The sequence below is a fragment of the Wolbachia endosymbiont of Drosophila bocki genome, from assembly GCF_028982005.1.
Taxonomy (GTDB): domain Bacteria; phylum Pseudomonadota; class Alphaproteobacteria; order Rickettsiales; family Anaplasmataceae; genus Wolbachia; species Wolbachia pipientis.
The window spans coordinates 1-14,725 of the sequence record NZ_JAPQLG010000168.1 but is presented as its reverse complement, the minus strand read 5'-3'; the positions used below and the strand labels follow the sequence as shown (position 1 = coordinate 14,725).

The following is a 14,725-nucleotide window of genomic DNA, read 5'->3' as shown; positions in this document are numbered from 1 at the left end:
CTCTTTTTGACTGGCCAGGGCTTTTTTTTAAATGTCTCTTTCCCTTGTTACTCTTGCTTTGTAAATCAAACCTCTCTTTGTCGTAAGGAGCCATGTTACCTCTACCTGGAAATGCATCTGCTGCCGACTTTTTTTCGTTGTGTTTCTTTATCCATTTTCCTAATAAACCACCCTTTATTCCTAAATCCTTTGCTATTTTTGTAATTGTTTGACCTGCCTTTCTTTGTTCATTTGCCAGTTTAACAGCTTCCAATTTGAATTCTGCTGTATATTCTCTTACCATTTCTAATCCTCCAAAATTTTATTTTACCCAAAAAAACTCTTTTCTTTCTCTCCACTTTTTCTGGGTAAGGTCAGAAATTTAATGATCCAGGATATACTCCTTTGTTAAGGGAGATTGAGCATTTTCGAATATTTCTTGAGTGCTTCCAGACTCAACAATTCTGCCATTATGAAAGAAAATTACACTATCAGATAACTTTTTAGCTTGCTTCATTGAATGAGTCACCATAATTATAGTAAATCTTAATTTCAGCTCTTGTATAAGATTTTCGATTGCATTGGTTGCCATTGGATCAAGAGCAGAGCACGGTTCATCCATTAATAAAATAGTTGGCTTCACTGCAATTGCGCGAGCGATGCATAGCCTCTGTTGTTGGCCACCGGATAAATTGAGTGCGCTATCTTGCAATCTGTCCTTCAATTCTTCCCATAAACCAACCTTGGTTAAACCATTTTCCACCATCTCATTCAATTTTTGCTTATCCTTCGCCATACCATGCAATTTTGGCCCATAAGCAACATTATCATATATTGATTTTGGAAAAGGATTTGGCTTTTGAAATACCATACCAACTTTTGCTCTAAGTAGTACAACATCCATATCGCGTGAATATATATCACCCAGCCCATCGATATCTAATTCACCAACAGTTTTGCAACCTGGTACATAGTCATTCATACGATTAAAACAACGCAAAAATGTTGATTTACCGCACCCGGATGGTCCGATAAAAGTAGTAACTTTTCTTTTATAAATATTCAAATTTATATCGAATAAAACTTGCTTAGAGCCGTACCAGAGATTTAAATCTTTAACAGAGGCACGTGTATTGCTCATATCACATCCTGCATTGAATAGAGCCCCGGAATTTCTCTTTTATTTTCGTATAGCCATACTGCTGCTTGAACAGCTCCTCTAGCAAATGTTGTGCGATCAATTGCTTTGTGGTTTAGTTCTATCCGTTCATCAGAATTAACAAACATCACGCTGTGATCTCCTATTACTCCACCTCCACGAGATACTGCAAAACCTATTCCCCCCTTTTTCCTTATGTTTGAACCACTATGTAAATATTGATTGGACTGAAAATCCACTTTTGAAGCGTTAGCAATTGTTTTGCCAAGTTCTATAGCTGTTCCAGATGGTGAATCCTTTTTTAAGTTATGATGCATTTCCCAAATCTCAACGTCATATTCATTACCTAAAAGCTCAGCAGCTTTTTTTACCAATTTCAGCAACACATTAACCCCAACACTCATATTTGCTGACCATAATATTGGAACTTCAGCAGCATATTCTTTCAAATCGACACCTTCTATTCCAGTTGTGCCACTAACCAGCGGTGTTTTAAATTTTACAGCTGCTTTAAGGCAGTCTAACATACATTCTTTAGTTGTAAAATCTATTACAACGTCAGATGACTCAAATATGCCACTAATAGAACTTGTAACTTTAATTCCTAGATTGGCTATAATTGGTCCAATATCTGAATCTATGTACTTACTACCTGAACGGGCAACAGCACCTGCTATTTCCACTTTGGTATTTGTAATTAATTCATTGAGTATTTTTTTGCCCATTCTGCCTAAGCAGCCTATTACTCCAACTCTGATTTTCATATTACGTTTATTAAGAATGTTAGGCCTTTTTTTAAGCTCTGTCACTTCTGATCTATATTCTATAGCTGTACGAACACTGCAATTTCAGATCCCAGTGCCTTGACCACAACTATTGCAATATGGTACATAGTGAACGATGTCATTCCAGTCTGGAATCTAGCCTTTCTGCAATCTCATCGAAAACGTTTTTCTATGCTAGTTTGCTTGCTTACAAGCAAACTTTTCTGGATCCCAGTGTCTGGGCACTGGGATGACAGGAGAAGGCACTGGGATGACAAGAATAGGGCACTGGGATCTAGTGGGCTCAAACTACAATGTTTGTACAGCTGTGATCTATATTCTATAGCTGAATAATTTAACAATTCAAAATGAATACATATCCTGTTGAGCTCTATATTACATACCAGGTTGCTTTGCCTTTTCCATGCTGAGTGATGTGATTACTCTTTACGAGATTAGATACGTGCTTCTTTAAGGTATTGCAGTTTGCTTTAGTAATATTTTCCAAATCCTTAATTGTAAGACGTCCATGTTTGCTGAGTAGTGCTAGTATTTCAGCAGAAAGTGGTGGTAAATAGAGATTTAACACTTTTTCATGTGACACCTTTTGTTCAAGATAAAATTTTTGCTTTTGTAGTGACCTTAAAAAGAACATAAGCCATGGATTAAAATCATTGCTGCTCGTCTTCAAGGATTGTTGAGTACGACGCAAAGCCAAGTAGTAACTCTCCTTATTACTTTCAAGGGAACTGTAAGGTACATAGATATACCCTAACTTTAGTAACAAGAAAGTTGTGAGAATGCGTGATAATCTGCCATTCCCATCCTGGAAGGGATGAATAGCTAAAAAAGTAACTATAAAAATGCCAATAATTAATAGAGGATGTAACGATTTTACTTCTAATTGTTGGCTAGTCCAATAAATAAGTTCTTGCATTTGTGTCGCTGTCTCAAGCGGAGAGGCTGTTTCAAAAACTATGCCCAAGCTTTTTCCAGATTCATCAAACGCCTCAACATGATTGGGAGATTTTTTATATTCTCCCATGTGCCTTTGATCTTTATATGAAAATTGTAAAAGCCGGATATGAAACTGTTTTATAGTGTTTTCTGTAAATGGCATCTTGTTAAAGTTTTGAAATACTTCTTCACACACATACGCATATCCGGCTATTTCTCATTCATCTAGAGAACGAAATGAGCGTGTATCAAGTTTGGATAATAATTGTTCAATTTCACGGTCTGATAGTTTTGCCCCTTCAATACGGGTAGAAGAACCAATACTTTCAATTGTTGCAATTTTCTTGAGCATTTGTAAACGTTCTGGAGCTAAATTACCAAACAATTGCCATGCTCCTTTAAATTCATCAATTTCAGCAACTAATTTTAACATTTCAGGTGTTATTACAATTTTTGAAATGTCAAACATATCTGTATTTTTATCTAGTTATATTCAATTATATTTGAAAATATCCTATTAGCAAAGAATACTTGTGAGACACACACTAAAGAATGAATTTTGGTAGGCATAAAAGCAGCTATTTTATGTTAAAATACAACATTTTGATGAAATTATAAGAAAGGCTGGATCTGAGTAGTCAGCTACTCGTCAGTGCATGTTGAAAAATCATTTTATGATCTAAATCAGTTTTTTTACAGGTAACTTCTAAGCTTATCAATTTTTCCAAGATCTTCTTAAGTTCTGAAAGTTGCAAACTTTTCAAATGAGATTTAAAGCTCTGCAATTGTTTAAAAAACAATGGAGGGCTTAGCTGATCAATTGCAACCTGCTTACTCATTCCACCTTGCACTGACAGCAAAACGTTTTCAAGACGCAAAAAGTAATTTGATATAATACGAATCAGCGCTATCGGTGAAAAATTTTCTTGCGATATCAATACATCAGAAATTCTAATGAAGCGCGACATATCTTTACTTGCTATGGCAGAGCATAGATCATCAAGTGTAGCATAGTCGTTGCCGGAAGTTGAAAAGCACAATTCTATATCAGTAAGTTTTAGGTCTTTTCTCTCCCCTAAGTACAAAACTAACTTTTCAAGTTCTGAACATACAGGCAGCTTGCTATGATTAAAGTAAGATTGCAAATGGTAGATTATCTCATCTGTGCATTTTATATCATTTTGTTTTAAGTAACTTGATATGATGTCATAAAGATTGCTGTTGCTGTCCTTATAGCAAGCAATCACACCAAAAATTTTTGAACTCTCCATATAACTTTTGGTTGCAGAATTATATGGAAGATCACTTGCTACCATCATTACATAATGACCACTTGCATTATAATCCAATACGTTTTTTAACTCTTTGGATATACCTCCACTCACATTTATCAGCTTAATTAATTTTTTGCTGGTAAACATCGAAATGTTTGCCAATTCAGGAAACAGTAAACCGGGTGACTTATTCACTATTGCAAAATCCATCACCTGAACTGAATACTCATCCAAATTAGCAATTATTTCCTGTACATAAAAACCAACCTTACTGTTATCACTTCCATGAATCAACACACCACTTAAAGCATCAGGTTTCTCTAGGAATTTTTTAACTTTGGATGGTGTGACCCTCATGCTATCTATATGATATCACTCTCATTTGACTGTACATGAGTATCCAAAGACTCTGAGCTTTCTTGTACAATATCATCTGCCGTACTCTGCACATTATCCGACTCTTCTGTTTTTCCTGTAATATAATTATAAAATTTTTTCACAGGCTTAGATATATATTTAGAAAAAAATCCTTCTTCGCTCATATTGCTTACTCCATAAAGCCAACAACTTATCATTAGCATATAAATAATAGTATAGCAAAAACTATTTTGTGCTAAGATAGTGATGCTTTATAATGAGTATATTACAAAATTATTAACATTCGAGACTAAAATTAAGCCAACCTGCTTAATACTAGCCTTATAAAATAAGCGATAATTAAATATACCGCTGCAACAAGTATAATTGCAGGTCCAGTTAACAAATCAAAACTTGCAGATAACATGAGACCTGATATCCCAGAGATTACAGAAAAAACTGTTGCAACAATAATCATCTCCATTGGAGTTTTCGAAATGAGCCTTGCAGATGCTGCTGGTATTAGCAAAAATGCAGCAATGAGTAATATCCCTATTAATTGGGCAGCAATTGCTATAAATATAGCAAGAGTGATTAAAAATTCTAGTCTAACAAAATTGACATTAATCTTCTCAACTACTGCTAAATCTTGATTAATTGAAATCATTAACCAATAACGCCATCTAAATATTAATATCAAAGTAACTACTGCAGAGGTTAAAAAAATCAATACTATATCACTTTGATCGAGCGTTAATATATCACCAAACAGTGAGCTAATAATACTATTATTGCCAGATGGAAGAAAAGACATAAGTATTAAACTCGATGATAAAACTACATTGGTAACAATGTTCAATATCGTATCAGCAGAATATAATCTGTTAAAATTAAGAGAAAGTAGTATAGCAAATGTAATTGCAATGAGCATTATGCTAAGCGATGGGCTAATCTTAAAGATTAAAGCAAGTGCAACACCAAGCAACGAAGAATGGGACAAACTATCACCAAGATAAGATAACCTTTGCCATATCATAAACGATCCTAAAGCGCCTGTTACTAGGCTAATTACGACTACTGCAACTAGACTATTGATGAAAAAGTCCTGGGTAAGCATGCTATATGGCTATTAGATAACTGACAACAAATCTATCTTCGGATATCAGAACATTATGGGTTCTGCATGCAGAACCTGTTGTCATAAATTCAAAATTTAAACCTTTTTGTTCCATAAGATAGGACTTCACTGAAGAACATAGTATATTGCGTGTTTTACCAGTACCTATTAACAAAATTTCTATTTCCTCTGTTAAAAAAGATTCAAAATACTCCTTGCTGTTTACATCACTTTCTTTCAATTTAATCACCTTTTCAGGAAAAATTATAATTGAGCCATAATATTCTTGATTGTTTACCAAAAATTTTCCTTCCCTGTAACCATTTATAAGATTTTTATTCTCGGAAATTAAGGGAGTTATATCCATAAGTCAAACTATTAATTGAGTGTCACATACCCACCATTCTGGTTGCTTTTTTCCGATATTAACTGCAGCAACTTTTGCATTTTCCTCACTATCGAATATTCCAAAACATGATACACCACTGCCTGACATGCGAGAAAGTATAGAGCCTTCTTGTGACTCAAGTGTTGATATCACATCCTTAATTTCAGGTACAAAGCTTATTGCTATTTCTTGAAGATCGTTTCTCGTCTCTTTAAGAAGCTTCAACAAATCCTTTTCAGCGTCATCGCTCCATTTAATTGGCTCAGAAAATTTTCCTTCATGTTTGGAAAATACCTCTGGTGTACTCAAAAACTTTTTTTTCGGTTTCACAAGCACCACATTTGTAGGTAAAGAGAATTTTTTAATGTGGCATAATTCTTCGCCAATACCTCTAACAAAAACTGGCTTGCTATCTACGCTTGCGGGAACATCAGCACCAACGTTTAAGGCTATTTCATTTAAAATCGTCCTATCAATCTCCCACAGCTTCCCTAGCGTACGTACCACAGCTCCAGCATCTGAGGATCCGCTACCAAGTCCTGCAGCAATTGGTATGTTTTTTACAACCTTTACAGTGACTTTAGTGCGTACAGGAGCATGCCTAAGCAGCAGATTAACCGCTTTCATTACAGTGTTATATTGGTTATTTATTTTAGACTCGGAGTTTATAAATTCAACTGTAGAGTTATCGTATCTAGAATCCTCCTCACCTACTTTTATTTCCAAAAAATTAGAGAGATTAGCAAAGACAAATAAACCTTCAATCAAGTGATACCCTGTTTCTTTTTTGTCTACAACATGCAAAAAAAGATTGATTTTTGCAGGCGCCTTTACACAAAAACTTTTCATTATATATCTTCACTAACACTATTTTTACATTATATGTATAATGCTATTCTAGTCAACTTTTATAAGGTTCTCGCACTTCTGATGAGATCAAATGCCATAAATCCTAATTTCTCTGTGTGGGTAAATGCGTCCGCTGGTACAGGCAAAACAAAAATCTTAATAGACAGAGTATTGAGACTTTTATTAGAAAACAAAAGAAATATTCTTTGCTTAACATTCACCAATGCTGCAGCAAACGAAATGGAGAATCGCATTCACAGCATACTCAGTAAGTGGGCAATATGTTCAGATAGTGTGTTGGCAGCAGATCTAGAACAACTAGATTTCTTTCCAATGTCATCCCAGTGCGTGACACTGGGATCCAGAAAAAATAAAGATTATTTAACAAGAGCAAGAAGGCTTTTCTCTGAACTGGAAAATCTTGGTCTAACTATACAAACCATACACGCTTTCTGTTACAAATTAATCTCCAGCTTTCCTATAGAAGCTGGCATTGCTCCAAATTGCACGCTGAGCGAATGCAAAGAATTACATTCCATCATATTCAATAAAGTGCTTCATAACGAAACTGTGCAGGATGATATCAACCTTATTGCAACTGAAATTGATGAAAATAAACTACGCGATTTGCTTTATACTTTATGTATAAAAAGATCGATATCAGCAAATGATTCGAAATATATCAAAGATAAATTGAGCGCCCCAGATGGAATTCATGACTTACAGAGTGAAACAATTGAGCACGTGGGAAGACTAGCCGAGATATTAAGTGAAGGCAGTAAAAGAGATCAGAGTTATAGTGAAATACTTTATTCTACTGTCATCCCAGCTGGGATCCAGAAAAAAAGAACCAGTGTCAGCTACTCGGATGACACCGGAATAAAGTGGAATGACACCAAAATAGAAAACCTAGCCAAGGTATTTCTCAAATCAGAATCGCACGAAAAAAAGAGCATATCATCCATTGCAACAAAAAGTATTTTGGAGAAATTCAAAGATGCAGAGCAAATAATAGAGAGCGTTCAGAATGTAGTATTTACCCATATAAGAGACATGAACTCTTATCAAATATTCAAGAGAACCAGTAGCTTACTTGGTGTATTTAAAGTATATGTTGATTTATATAATAGTGAAAAATCAAAAAATGCACTGCTTGACTACAATGATATAATTGACTTAGCAACAAATCTTCTCAGCGACCCAGATCATAAAGATTGGGTATTGTTTAACTTAGATCAAAAAATAGATCACATCCTTGTTGACGAGGCACAAGACAATAGCATCAGTCAGTGGAAAATTATAACAAATCTCTGCGATGAATTTTTTGCCGGTAATGATGAAAAGCGAACCTTATTTGTTGTTGGTGACGTAAAACAATCCATATACAGATTTCAAGGAGCAAATCCCCATCTATTCAACTATATGCAACAATACTTTCATACGAAAACTGGTGGTAGAGATTGGATATCATGCCAACTTGAAAAGTCATTTCGTTCAACTCCAGAAGTTTTGATGCTTGTAGATAGAATATTTAATAACTTCCGCGCAGAAATATCTTTTAATGATAATGAAATAAAACATGTTCCACATAGAGAAAATGACCAAGGATATATTGAAATTTGGCCAGCGTTACCAAGGCGCAAAGAGAAAGAACAGCAAGCTTTACAAATTCCTCTGACATGCAGGGAAAATTATATAATAGCAGACCGATTACTTGCTCAAACAATAGCCAACAGAATTCACAATTGGTTAAATGAAGGGCGAATTTTAGTCGCTAAAGATCGCCATATAGAGCCAAGAGACATTATGATTTTGGTGCGACAACGAAACGTGTTAGTTGATTACATAATAAGCGAACTTAAAAAAGCAAATGTGCCAGTTGTAGGCCGAGATTATTTTAGAATTATGGACTATATAGCCGTGCAGGACTTAATAGCTTTGACCGAATTTTTACTCCTCCAGGCAAATGATCTAGCTCTTGCAAATGCTTTAAAATCACCGCTATTTAATTTCACCGAGGATGATTTATTTAACATTGCATACGACCGTAAGGAGCATTCACTATGGGAAAGAATTCAGGATTATTCTGTGGTTATCTATAGTGAATTAAACTATCTTATTAACTTATCTCGCACAGAATCCCCTCTCGCATTATTCACGCATATACTGCGCACAGGTAAGAAGAAATTTGCTGCAAGGCTAGGTCTTGAGTGCTTCGAGGTTCTAGACGAATTTATGAACCTTGTGTTGCAATTTGAGAACCCATCTCTTCAAGCGTTCGTTCAATGGATCAAGGAGAATAATCCGGAGATTAAGAATGATATGCAATCAGAACGCAATGCTGTGCGAATAATGACAATTCACAAATCAAAAGGTCTGCAAGCTCCCATAGTATTTTTGGTTGATACAAACACAGTGCCAAGAAACAGTGAAAGCATTATCTTTGATGGAACGAAAGCACCATTTTGGTGTGGAAAAAACAACAACGCTTATTGCGATCAAGTAAAAAGAGAGAAAAAACTAGAGGATTATAATGAATATTTGCGTTTATTATACGTAGCACTCACGCGTGCTGAAGATGAGTTATACATCTTAAGTAAAGAGCCAGTGCAAAAGGGCTCTTGGTATGATCTAATCACTAAGTATGGAGAACCATATAAAAGGAAACAAAGGGGTTTACGGCCAGTATTTAAAGAAAAAGTTGAAGTATTATGCGTGAATGCAAACTACCCTTACATTTATAAAAAACGTGATTACTTTGACGTTCCGGTCATTTCCCTTCCACCAGCTTTAGCCCACTCTTCGGTGTCATCCCAGCGTCCTCCCCTGTCATCCCAGTGCTTGACACTGGGATCCAGTAAAAAAGAAGAAAAGCCAGCATCAGCTACTCACTCTTCGATGTCATTTCAGCACGTGACGCTGGAACCTGGAGAAAAAAAGCCAGTGTCAAGCACTGGGATGACAAATAGGGGTATTAGAATGACAGACAGGGGTATTGGAATGACAGATGAGAGTGCTGGAATGACAACAAGGAGCATTGGGATGACAGATGGTCATGCAAGAGGCCTGATTATTCACAGCATATTGCAGTATATGCCCAAGATAGAAAAAGAAAGGAGAAAAAATTGGGTCAGAAAATACCTTGATAACATCGGTGAAGATAAGGATAAAATTTACAGTAAAATATTAGCCTTTAATGAAAAATATGGCTATTTGTTTGACTTGGAAGGCAAATCAGAGATTACGCTGAGTGGAACAATTGATGGCAAGTCAGTATTAGTACGACTAGATAGGCTATGCATAACGCAAGATAAAGCAATCATAATTGACTACAAATCACACCGTAACGTTTCTGTTTCCTTATTAAATGAAATAAAAAAACAGATGTTAATCTATAAAACCTTAGTACAAGAAATATATCCAAACAAGCAAATAGAGTGCGTGGTTATTTGGGTGGAAGATTTAACCATTCAATCTGACTTTTAACGAAACTTGATTGCAAGAAATAGCTACTACGTCATACCACCGCGAACCGTCATACCGCCGCAGACCGTCATACCGCGATTCATTCGCGGTATCTCAGCCGCTAACACGTAGCGGAATGACAGCAGTCCTACGTCATACCGCTGCGGATAGATCCCGCTAACAAGTAGCGGGATCTCAGCATAGCTATCTTAAAGCTAAGTAATATAAGTCAATCCAGCTAGGATTCTTTTGATTGATCAAATTAATTTTCCACTGCCTTGGCCATTCTTTCAGGCGCCTTTCTCTTGCAATAGCTAAACTTATATCTTCAAACTCTTCAAAATATACAAATTTATTTACATTATATCTTGATGTAAAACCTGAAACAATTTTGTTTTTGTGTTCCCAAATCCTCTTGATCAAATTTGCAGTTACACCAATATATAATGTGCTATTAGCTTTATTTGTAAGTATATAGATATATGATAACTTCATCTTAATCGTTTATAGCTAAAGTAACTGAGGTTTACCAACATTATACTACACCATCGTACCACAATAAAACTTACCATCATGCCGCCGCAGATAGATCCCGCTAACACGTAGCGGAATGACGATTGTCGGTAAATCTAAGTTACTGTAGCTATAAAGGCTTTCACAACAACCTATTTTCCTTGAAACTAAAATAGCTACTGAATGTAATAATAATGTGATCTATTAATTCTATTCCTATACTTTGGCAAGCTTCTGCTAGTTGTCTAGTGAGAGATATATCGCTATTTGAAGGTTGTGTATCTCTGCTTGGATGATTGTGAGATATTACAATGGATGTTGAACCAATCAAAAGTGCGCGCTTGATGATCTCTCTGACATAAAGAGGAGTTTGATCTACTGTACCAATATTTTGCAGGTCTTCCGCTATTAGACGATACTTTTTATTCATATAGATGACGCGAAAATTTTCCTTATTGAGGCTTCCTATACTTATTCTTAAATAATCAAGCAATTTTTCCCAGTTATCGATTATAGGCAGGTCTTTTATTTCTTCTCTTGCAGAACGAACAAAGGCTTGTTTTACACAAAAGATGGCAGATATCGCTGCATTGCTGACACCATCAACGTTTTGCAGCGCTTCCAGGTCAGCATTAAAAACTTTATTCAAACTGCCAAAATTTTCTATCAAACTCTTTGCTATCGGCTTTACATCAATTCTACTGTATGCTGAATATAAAATGTGCTCTAAAACCTCATAATCAAGTAATGATTGTCCATTATCTAAAATAATTTTCTCCCTTAGGCGCTTTCTATGCCCCTTTTTGTAATTTTTCATCATCAATGAATTGCTTATCTCTTGTATAATAAGAAATTAGATTTTTAAGTAAAATATTTAATAAAGCGCATGACGCACAATTGTAAGAACATTCATTTTTAAAGACAGCAAATGGTGTCATGAAAGTAGCTGACACTGGTTCCTTTACAACGGCAGTGCCCAGAGGTGTCATCCCAGTGCGTGCACATAGTGCAAAAAATTAAAAATAAGACGCCAATACGTAATACTGTTGTCGTTTAATCTGCACAGATTGAAGACAAATGAACACCTTCAGTATCATGATAAAGGGGCTGGCGAAGGGTGTCAAGTAGTTTTTAGCTCTGCCTTCTAAGGCTTTTACTCGTGACAACCACTGTGCCTGCGATCTTATCGTGCCAAGTTTGACAGCGTTTGTTGAAATTTGACCATAAAAAGCCCAAGAATAATGGTGCAACTGACAATATAAAGGAAAAAAATCTCTTTGTTGCTTGTCTTAAAGTTATCTTTTCGAAAGTTTGTGCATCCACAACTCTAAGCCCAAGTAATAGTTTTCCAGGTGTAGCAGCAAACCTTACCCACATATATATTACATAGCAAAAGAGCATAATAAACTGGACTATTTGATTTAGGATTAGTAATTTTATAAGTCTACTCTGCGTTGTCTTTTCTTCCGCAGACAGTGGTGCTTGCATTGGGGATTTTGCAGCAATTTGACTTAATATTTTGCTATCCTCTGAGTTCATAAAGAGCTGATTTAAGGCTTGGCTGCAAAACTGCAAGAACAAAACGATAATAATTAAATCAAGCAATACTGATATATAGCGCCTGAGGCCCGTTACATAACATATCCCATTTTCATCTTTCTTTACCTTTTGAATAACATTTATAGAAGAAAAAATAGAAAATAAACGATCAAAAAATTTATGCAACATATATACACTTTCCAATATTTAACGTGCCCCTGGCCGGACTTGAACCAGCATGCTTTTGCAAGCAACAGATTTTGAGTCTGCCGTGTCTACCATTCCACCACAGGGGCATTAAGTTTTAATGCTATAGGCAACACGGAATTAGTCAAATTTTTTTGCCTTTACATCTTTCAAATGAGGACTAAATATTCTACAATAATCAACAGTTACTCTCAAAACTTAAAATGAATGAATTAGCTAGTCTCTTGGGTTCAAGAAGTGTAGAAAAGGAAATATGTAAATTACCGCATAATCTAGAAGCTGAACAGATGCTTATTGGTGCAATGATTCGTGATAATAGAATCTGTGATGCAGTTGAAGACACAATTACAGCAGAAAATTTCTATGATCCACTGCATCAAAGTATTTTTACGCAAATATCTAAAACCAGGAAACACGGTATAGTTGCCAATGAACTGAGCCTCAAAATGTTTTTTGAGAACGACCAAGCGTTTACCGAATGTGGTGGGGTAGAGTACTTAGCAAAGCTTGCAGCGAAGGCAAGTATTGCGCTTGATATCTATAGTTTGACTAGAATAATCCGTGATACTTACTTAAGGAGATGTTTAATTAAGCTCGGGCAAGAAATAGTTGGTGATAGCTACAACTACGATATTGAAAATCCTGCACAGGCGCAAATTGAACAAGCAATGACAAAATTGTTCAATTTGGCAGTAAAAAAACAAGGTGAGAAAACATATATAAAACTTGCAAGTTCAATTAAAGATGTAGTTGAGAAGATCAGCACACTGAAAAATAATCCAGAAGCGCTAGGCGTTACAACCGGACTTCAAGATCTAAATCAGCTTCTTGGTGGTCTACAAAAATCTGATTTATTAATTTTAGCTGCAAGGCCTTCTATGGGTAAAACAGCATTGGCGCTAAACATCGCACTTAATGCTTGTAAGATGTTGCAAAAAAGAGCAGATAAGCAACACTATGTAGCGTTTTTCTCGCTTGAAATGTCAGCAGAGCAATTAACTGCAAGGCTGATCACTATAGATTCAGGGATTAGTTATTATAAGGCATTAACCGGGAGAATTAGTGATTTTGAATTGCATGAATTTATCAATACTAGTACAGAATTATCTGAACTGCCTTTCATCATAGATGACACCCCTGCGCTATCAATTAGTGCCCTTCGCACCAGAATACGCTTGCTGTATCAATTATATAATGTAGAAGTGGTATTCATTGATTATTTGCAGCTAATCAGAGGAACAACAAAAAGGAGTAATGAAAATAGAGTGCAAGAAATCTCGGAAGTGACGCAGGGTTTGAAAGCAATTGCAAAGGAGCTAAATATTCCCATTGTTGCACTATCTCAGCTCTCTCGTTCTGTTGAGCAGAGGGATGATAAAAAACCACAACTTTCTGATTTACGTGATTCAGGGAGCATAGAGCAAGACGCAGATATAGTAATGTTTCTCTATAGAGAAGAGTATTATGAACTAAGAAAACAGCCAAATGAAGGAAACAATAAACATCGGGAATGGCAAGAGAAAATGGAAAAAATTAGAAACATTGCAGAGCTCATTATTGCAAAGCAGAGAAATGGACCAATTGGCAGTGTGAAGCTATATTTTGACTCTAACAGAGGTGCATTTAAAGATTACACGGAAAGGCATAGTTCATAGCTTGGCAGCAATCTTCTTGTTCCCAAGTTTATCAATTATTTTTTTTATGTAAAGACAGCTTGACAACTTCTTAAAAATCCTTTTATGATGGTATTATATTTTATAATACGTGAGATGATGAATAAAAACAATGTACCCTATTGTATAGCTGGAACTCTGGCTACTTTCACTTTATTAGCATCTGGAGTGTTTGCTGCAGCTCCTTATATTGGTTTCTTAGCTCCAGTTGCAGCATTAAGTGTTGGCCTGCCATTTATTATTGGTTATGCTGTGTTTTCTGTTGTAACTATTGCACTTTCGTATAAAGCAATTAGTGAGAACAAAACAAATTCTGAGTTAAAAAATAAAATGAAAGCTCAAGAGCAAACAATTTCTGGGCAAAAAACTCAACTAGCTAAAAAAGAAGCGGAAGTAAAAGCTAAAGAGGAAGAAAATTCTAAGAACCTGTTTAAAATCTTCGTAATAGGAGAGAAATGAAGGAAAGGACAATCATTTGCAAGCT

The 14,725-nt window shown here is 35.6% G+C and carries 18 protein-coding genes and 1 tRNA gene; 4 read left to right on the top strand and 15 right to left on the bottom strand.

Annotated features, from left to right (window positions below; all coding sequences use genetic code 11):
* The 3 genes from OZD61_RS03980 to dapB form a co-directional block, all read right to left on the bottom strand.
* Nucleotides 1-283: transposase (locus OZD61_RS03980; RefSeq protein ID WP_274979865.1), on the bottom strand; the 283-nt coding region annotated here is incomplete at its 3' end.
* 78 nt (nt 284-361) lie between these two features.
* Complete coding sequence (gene pstB / locus OZD61_RS03975; RefSeq protein WP_274979940.1) at nt 362-1,120, bottom strand: phosphate ABC transporter ATP-binding protein PstB; 759 nt, start codon at nt 1,118-1,120, stop codon at nt 362-364.
* Complete coding sequence (gene dapB, locus OZD61_RS03970) at nt 1,117-1,902, bottom strand: 4-hydroxy-tetrahydrodipicolinate reductase (protein ID WP_010962542.1); 786 nt, start codon at nt 1,900-1,902, stop codon at nt 1,117-1,119. The genes pstB and dapB overlap by 4 nt, the downstream gene beginning before the upstream one ends.
* A 129-nt stretch (nt 1,903-2,031) precedes the next feature.
* Here dapB and OZD61_RS03965 point away from each other — a divergent pair, with 129 nt between their 5' ends.
* Entirely contained in the window at nt 2,032-2,256 is a 225-nt protein-coding gene (locus OZD61_RS03965) for a hypothetical protein (protein WP_274979939.1), read from the top strand.
* Nucleotides 2,257-2,293: 37 nt separating this feature from the next.
* Here the strand turns inward: OZD61_RS03965 and OZD61_RS03960 are convergent, their stop codons facing one another.
* The 7 genes from OZD61_RS03960 to OZD61_RS03930 form a co-directional block, all read right to left on the bottom strand.
* Nucleotides 2,294-3,055, bottom strand: coding sequence for a Fic family protein (locus OZD61_RS03960; protein ID WP_274979938.1), 762 nt, complete (start codon nt 3,053-3,055; stop codon nt 2,294-2,296).
* 21 nt (nt 3,056-3,076) lie between these two features.
* A complete protein-coding gene (locus OZD61_RS03955) occupies nt 3,077-3,328 on the bottom strand; it encodes a hypothetical protein (RefSeq protein ID WP_274979937.1) in 252 nt (83 codons plus the stop codon).
* A 169-nt stretch (nt 3,329-3,497) separates the two neighbouring features.
* Complete coding sequence (holA, locus tag OZD61_RS03950) at nt 3,498-4,490, bottom strand: DNA polymerase III subunit delta (RefSeq protein ID WP_274979936.1); 993 nt, start codon at nt 4,488-4,490, stop codon at nt 3,498-3,500.
* Nucleotides 4,491-4,495: 5 nt separating this feature from the next.
* Nucleotides 4,496-4,675, bottom strand: a complete 180-nt coding sequence (locus tag OZD61_RS03945; RefSeq protein ID WP_274979935.1) for a hypothetical protein — start codon at nt 4,673-4,675, stop codon at nt 4,496-4,498.
* Nucleotides 4,676-4,806: 131 nt separating this feature from the next.
* Complete coding sequence (locus OZD61_RS03940) at nt 4,807-5,607, bottom strand: metal ABC transporter permease (protein WP_182320374.1); 801 nt, start codon at nt 5,605-5,607, stop codon at nt 4,807-4,809.
* Nucleotide 5,608: 1 nt separating this feature from the next.
* Nucleotides 5,609-5,974 (bottom strand): Mth938-like domain-containing protein, encoded by a 366-nt coding sequence (locus OZD61_RS03935; protein ID WP_274979934.1) that lies wholly within the window; start codon nt 5,972-5,974, stop codon nt 5,609-5,611.
* 3 nt (nt 5,975-5,977) lie between these two features.
* Nucleotides 5,978-6,844, bottom strand: a complete 867-nt coding sequence (locus tag OZD61_RS03930; RefSeq protein WP_274979933.1) for a 4-(cytidine 5'-diphospho)-2-C-methyl-D-erythritol kinase — start codon at nt 6,842-6,844, stop codon at nt 5,978-5,980.
* Between the two features lie 81 nt (nt 6,845-6,925).
* On the opposite strand from OZD61_RS03930, the gene OZD61_RS03925 reads away from it, so the two are divergent.
* Entirely contained in the window at nt 6,926-10,330 is a 3,405-nt protein-coding gene (locus OZD61_RS03925; RefSeq protein ID WP_274979932.1) for a UvrD-helicase domain-containing protein, read from the top strand.
* Nucleotides 10,331-10,513: 183 nt separating this feature from the next.
* Here OZD61_RS03925 and OZD61_RS03920 read toward each other — a convergent pair whose 3' ends face one another.
* The 5 genes from OZD61_RS03920 to OZD61_RS03900 all read right to left on the bottom strand — a co-directional run bounded on the left by OZD61_RS03920 (nt 10,514) and on the right by OZD61_RS03900 (nt 12,657).
* Nucleotides 10,514-10,804 carry a GIY-YIG nuclease family protein gene (locus OZD61_RS03920; protein WP_274979931.1) on the bottom strand — a complete coding sequence of 97 codons (291 nt, stop codon included), beginning with the start codon at nt 10,802-10,804 and terminating at the stop codon, nt 10,514-10,516.
* Nucleotides 10,805-10,964: 160 nt separating this feature from the next.
* A complete protein-coding gene (gene radC / locus OZD61_RS03915) occupies nt 10,965-11,639 on the bottom strand; it encodes a RadC family protein (RefSeq protein WP_006280440.1) in 675 nt (224 codons plus the stop codon).
* Nucleotides 11,614-11,775, bottom strand: a complete 162-nt coding sequence (locus tag OZD61_RS03910; RefSeq protein WP_274979930.1) for a hypothetical protein — start codon at nt 11,773-11,775, stop codon at nt 11,614-11,616. The genes radC and OZD61_RS03910 overlap by 26 nt, the downstream gene beginning before the upstream one ends.
* A gap of 178 nt (nt 11,776-11,953) precedes the next feature.
* The gene (locus OZD61_RS03905; RefSeq protein ID WP_064124935.1) at nt 11,954-12,550 is read right to left on the bottom strand and encodes an RDD family protein; all 597 of its coding nucleotides are present in this window, start codon (nt 12,548-12,550) and stop codon (nt 11,954-11,956) included.
* 24 nt (nt 12,551-12,574) lie between these two features.
* Nucleotides 12,575-12,657: transfer RNA gene (locus tag OZD61_RS03900), tRNA-Leu, on the bottom strand.
* Nucleotides 12,658-12,771: 114 nt separating this feature from the next.
* On the opposite strand from OZD61_RS03900, the gene OZD61_RS03895 reads away from it, so the two are divergent.
* Both OZD61_RS03895 and OZD61_RS03890 read left to right on the top strand, forming a co-directional pair.
* Nucleotides 12,772-14,223: a replicative DNA helicase gene (locus OZD61_RS03895; RefSeq protein ID WP_274979929.1), complete on the top strand. Its 1,452-nt coding sequence runs from the start codon at nt 12,772-12,774 to the stop codon at nt 14,221-14,223.
* Nucleotides 14,224-14,307: 84 nt separating this feature from the next.
* The gene (locus tag OZD61_RS03890) at nt 14,308-14,700 is read left to right on the top strand and encodes a hypothetical protein (RefSeq protein WP_274979928.1); all 393 of its coding nucleotides are present in this window, start codon (nt 14,308-14,310) and stop codon (nt 14,698-14,700) included.
* Nucleotides 14,701-14,725: the final 25 nt, after the last annotated feature.

Excerpts from the sequence above, each read along its gene's own strand:
- OZD61_RS03920 (WP_274979931.1), bottom strand. The coding sequence starts at position 10,804 with ATGAAGTTATCATATATCTATATACTTACAAATAAAGCTAATAGCACA.
- OZD61_RS03925 (WP_274979932.1), top strand. The coding sequence starts at position 6,926 with ATGAGATCAAATGCCATAAATCCTAATTTCTCTGTGTGGGTAAATGCG.
- OZD61_RS03890 (WP_274979928.1), top strand. The coding sequence starts at position 14,308 with ATGATGGTATTATATTTTATAATACGTGAGATGATGAATAAAAACAAT.
- pstB (WP_274979940.1), bottom strand. The coding sequence starts at position 1,120 with ATGAGCAATACACGTGCCTCTGTTAAAGATTTAAATCTCTGGTACGGC.
- OZD61_RS03930 (WP_274979933.1), bottom strand. The coding sequence starts at position 6,844 with ATGAAAAGTTTTTGTGTAAAGGCGCCTGCAAAAATCAATCTTTTTTTG.
- dapB (WP_010962542.1), bottom strand. The coding sequence starts at position 1,902 with ATGAAAATCAGAGTTGGAGTAATAGGCTGCTTAGGCAGAATGGGCAAA.
- OZD61_RS03895 (WP_274979929.1), top strand. The coding sequence starts at position 12,772 with ATGAATGAATTAGCTAGTCTCTTGGGTTCAAGAAGTGTAGAAAAGGAA.
- OZD61_RS03935 (WP_274979934.1), bottom strand. The coding sequence starts at position 5,974 with ATGGATATAACTCCCTTAATTTCCGAGAATAAAAATCTTATAAATGGT.
- OZD61_RS03905 (WP_064124935.1), bottom strand. The coding sequence starts at position 12,550 with ATGTTGCATAAATTTTTTGATCGTTTATTTTCTATTTTTTCTTCTATA.
- OZD61_RS03940 (WP_182320374.1), bottom strand. The coding sequence starts at position 5,607 with ATGCTTACCCAGGACTTTTTCATCAATAGTCTAGTTGCAGTAGTCGTA.
- OZD61_RS03945 (WP_274979935.1), bottom strand. The coding sequence starts at position 4,675 with ATGAGCGAAGAAGGATTTTTTTCTAAATATATATCTAAGCCTGTGAAA.
- radC (WP_006280440.1), bottom strand. The coding sequence starts at position 11,639 with ATGAAAAATTACAAAAAGGGGCATAGAAAGCGCCTAAGGGAGAAAATT.
- holA (WP_274979936.1), bottom strand. The coding sequence starts at position 4,490 with ATGAGGGTCACACCATCCAAAGTTAAAAAATTCCTAGAGAAACCTGAT.
- OZD61_RS03955 (WP_274979937.1), bottom strand. The coding sequence starts at position 3,328 with ATGTTTGACATTTCAAAAATTGTAATAACACCTGAAATGTTAAAATTA.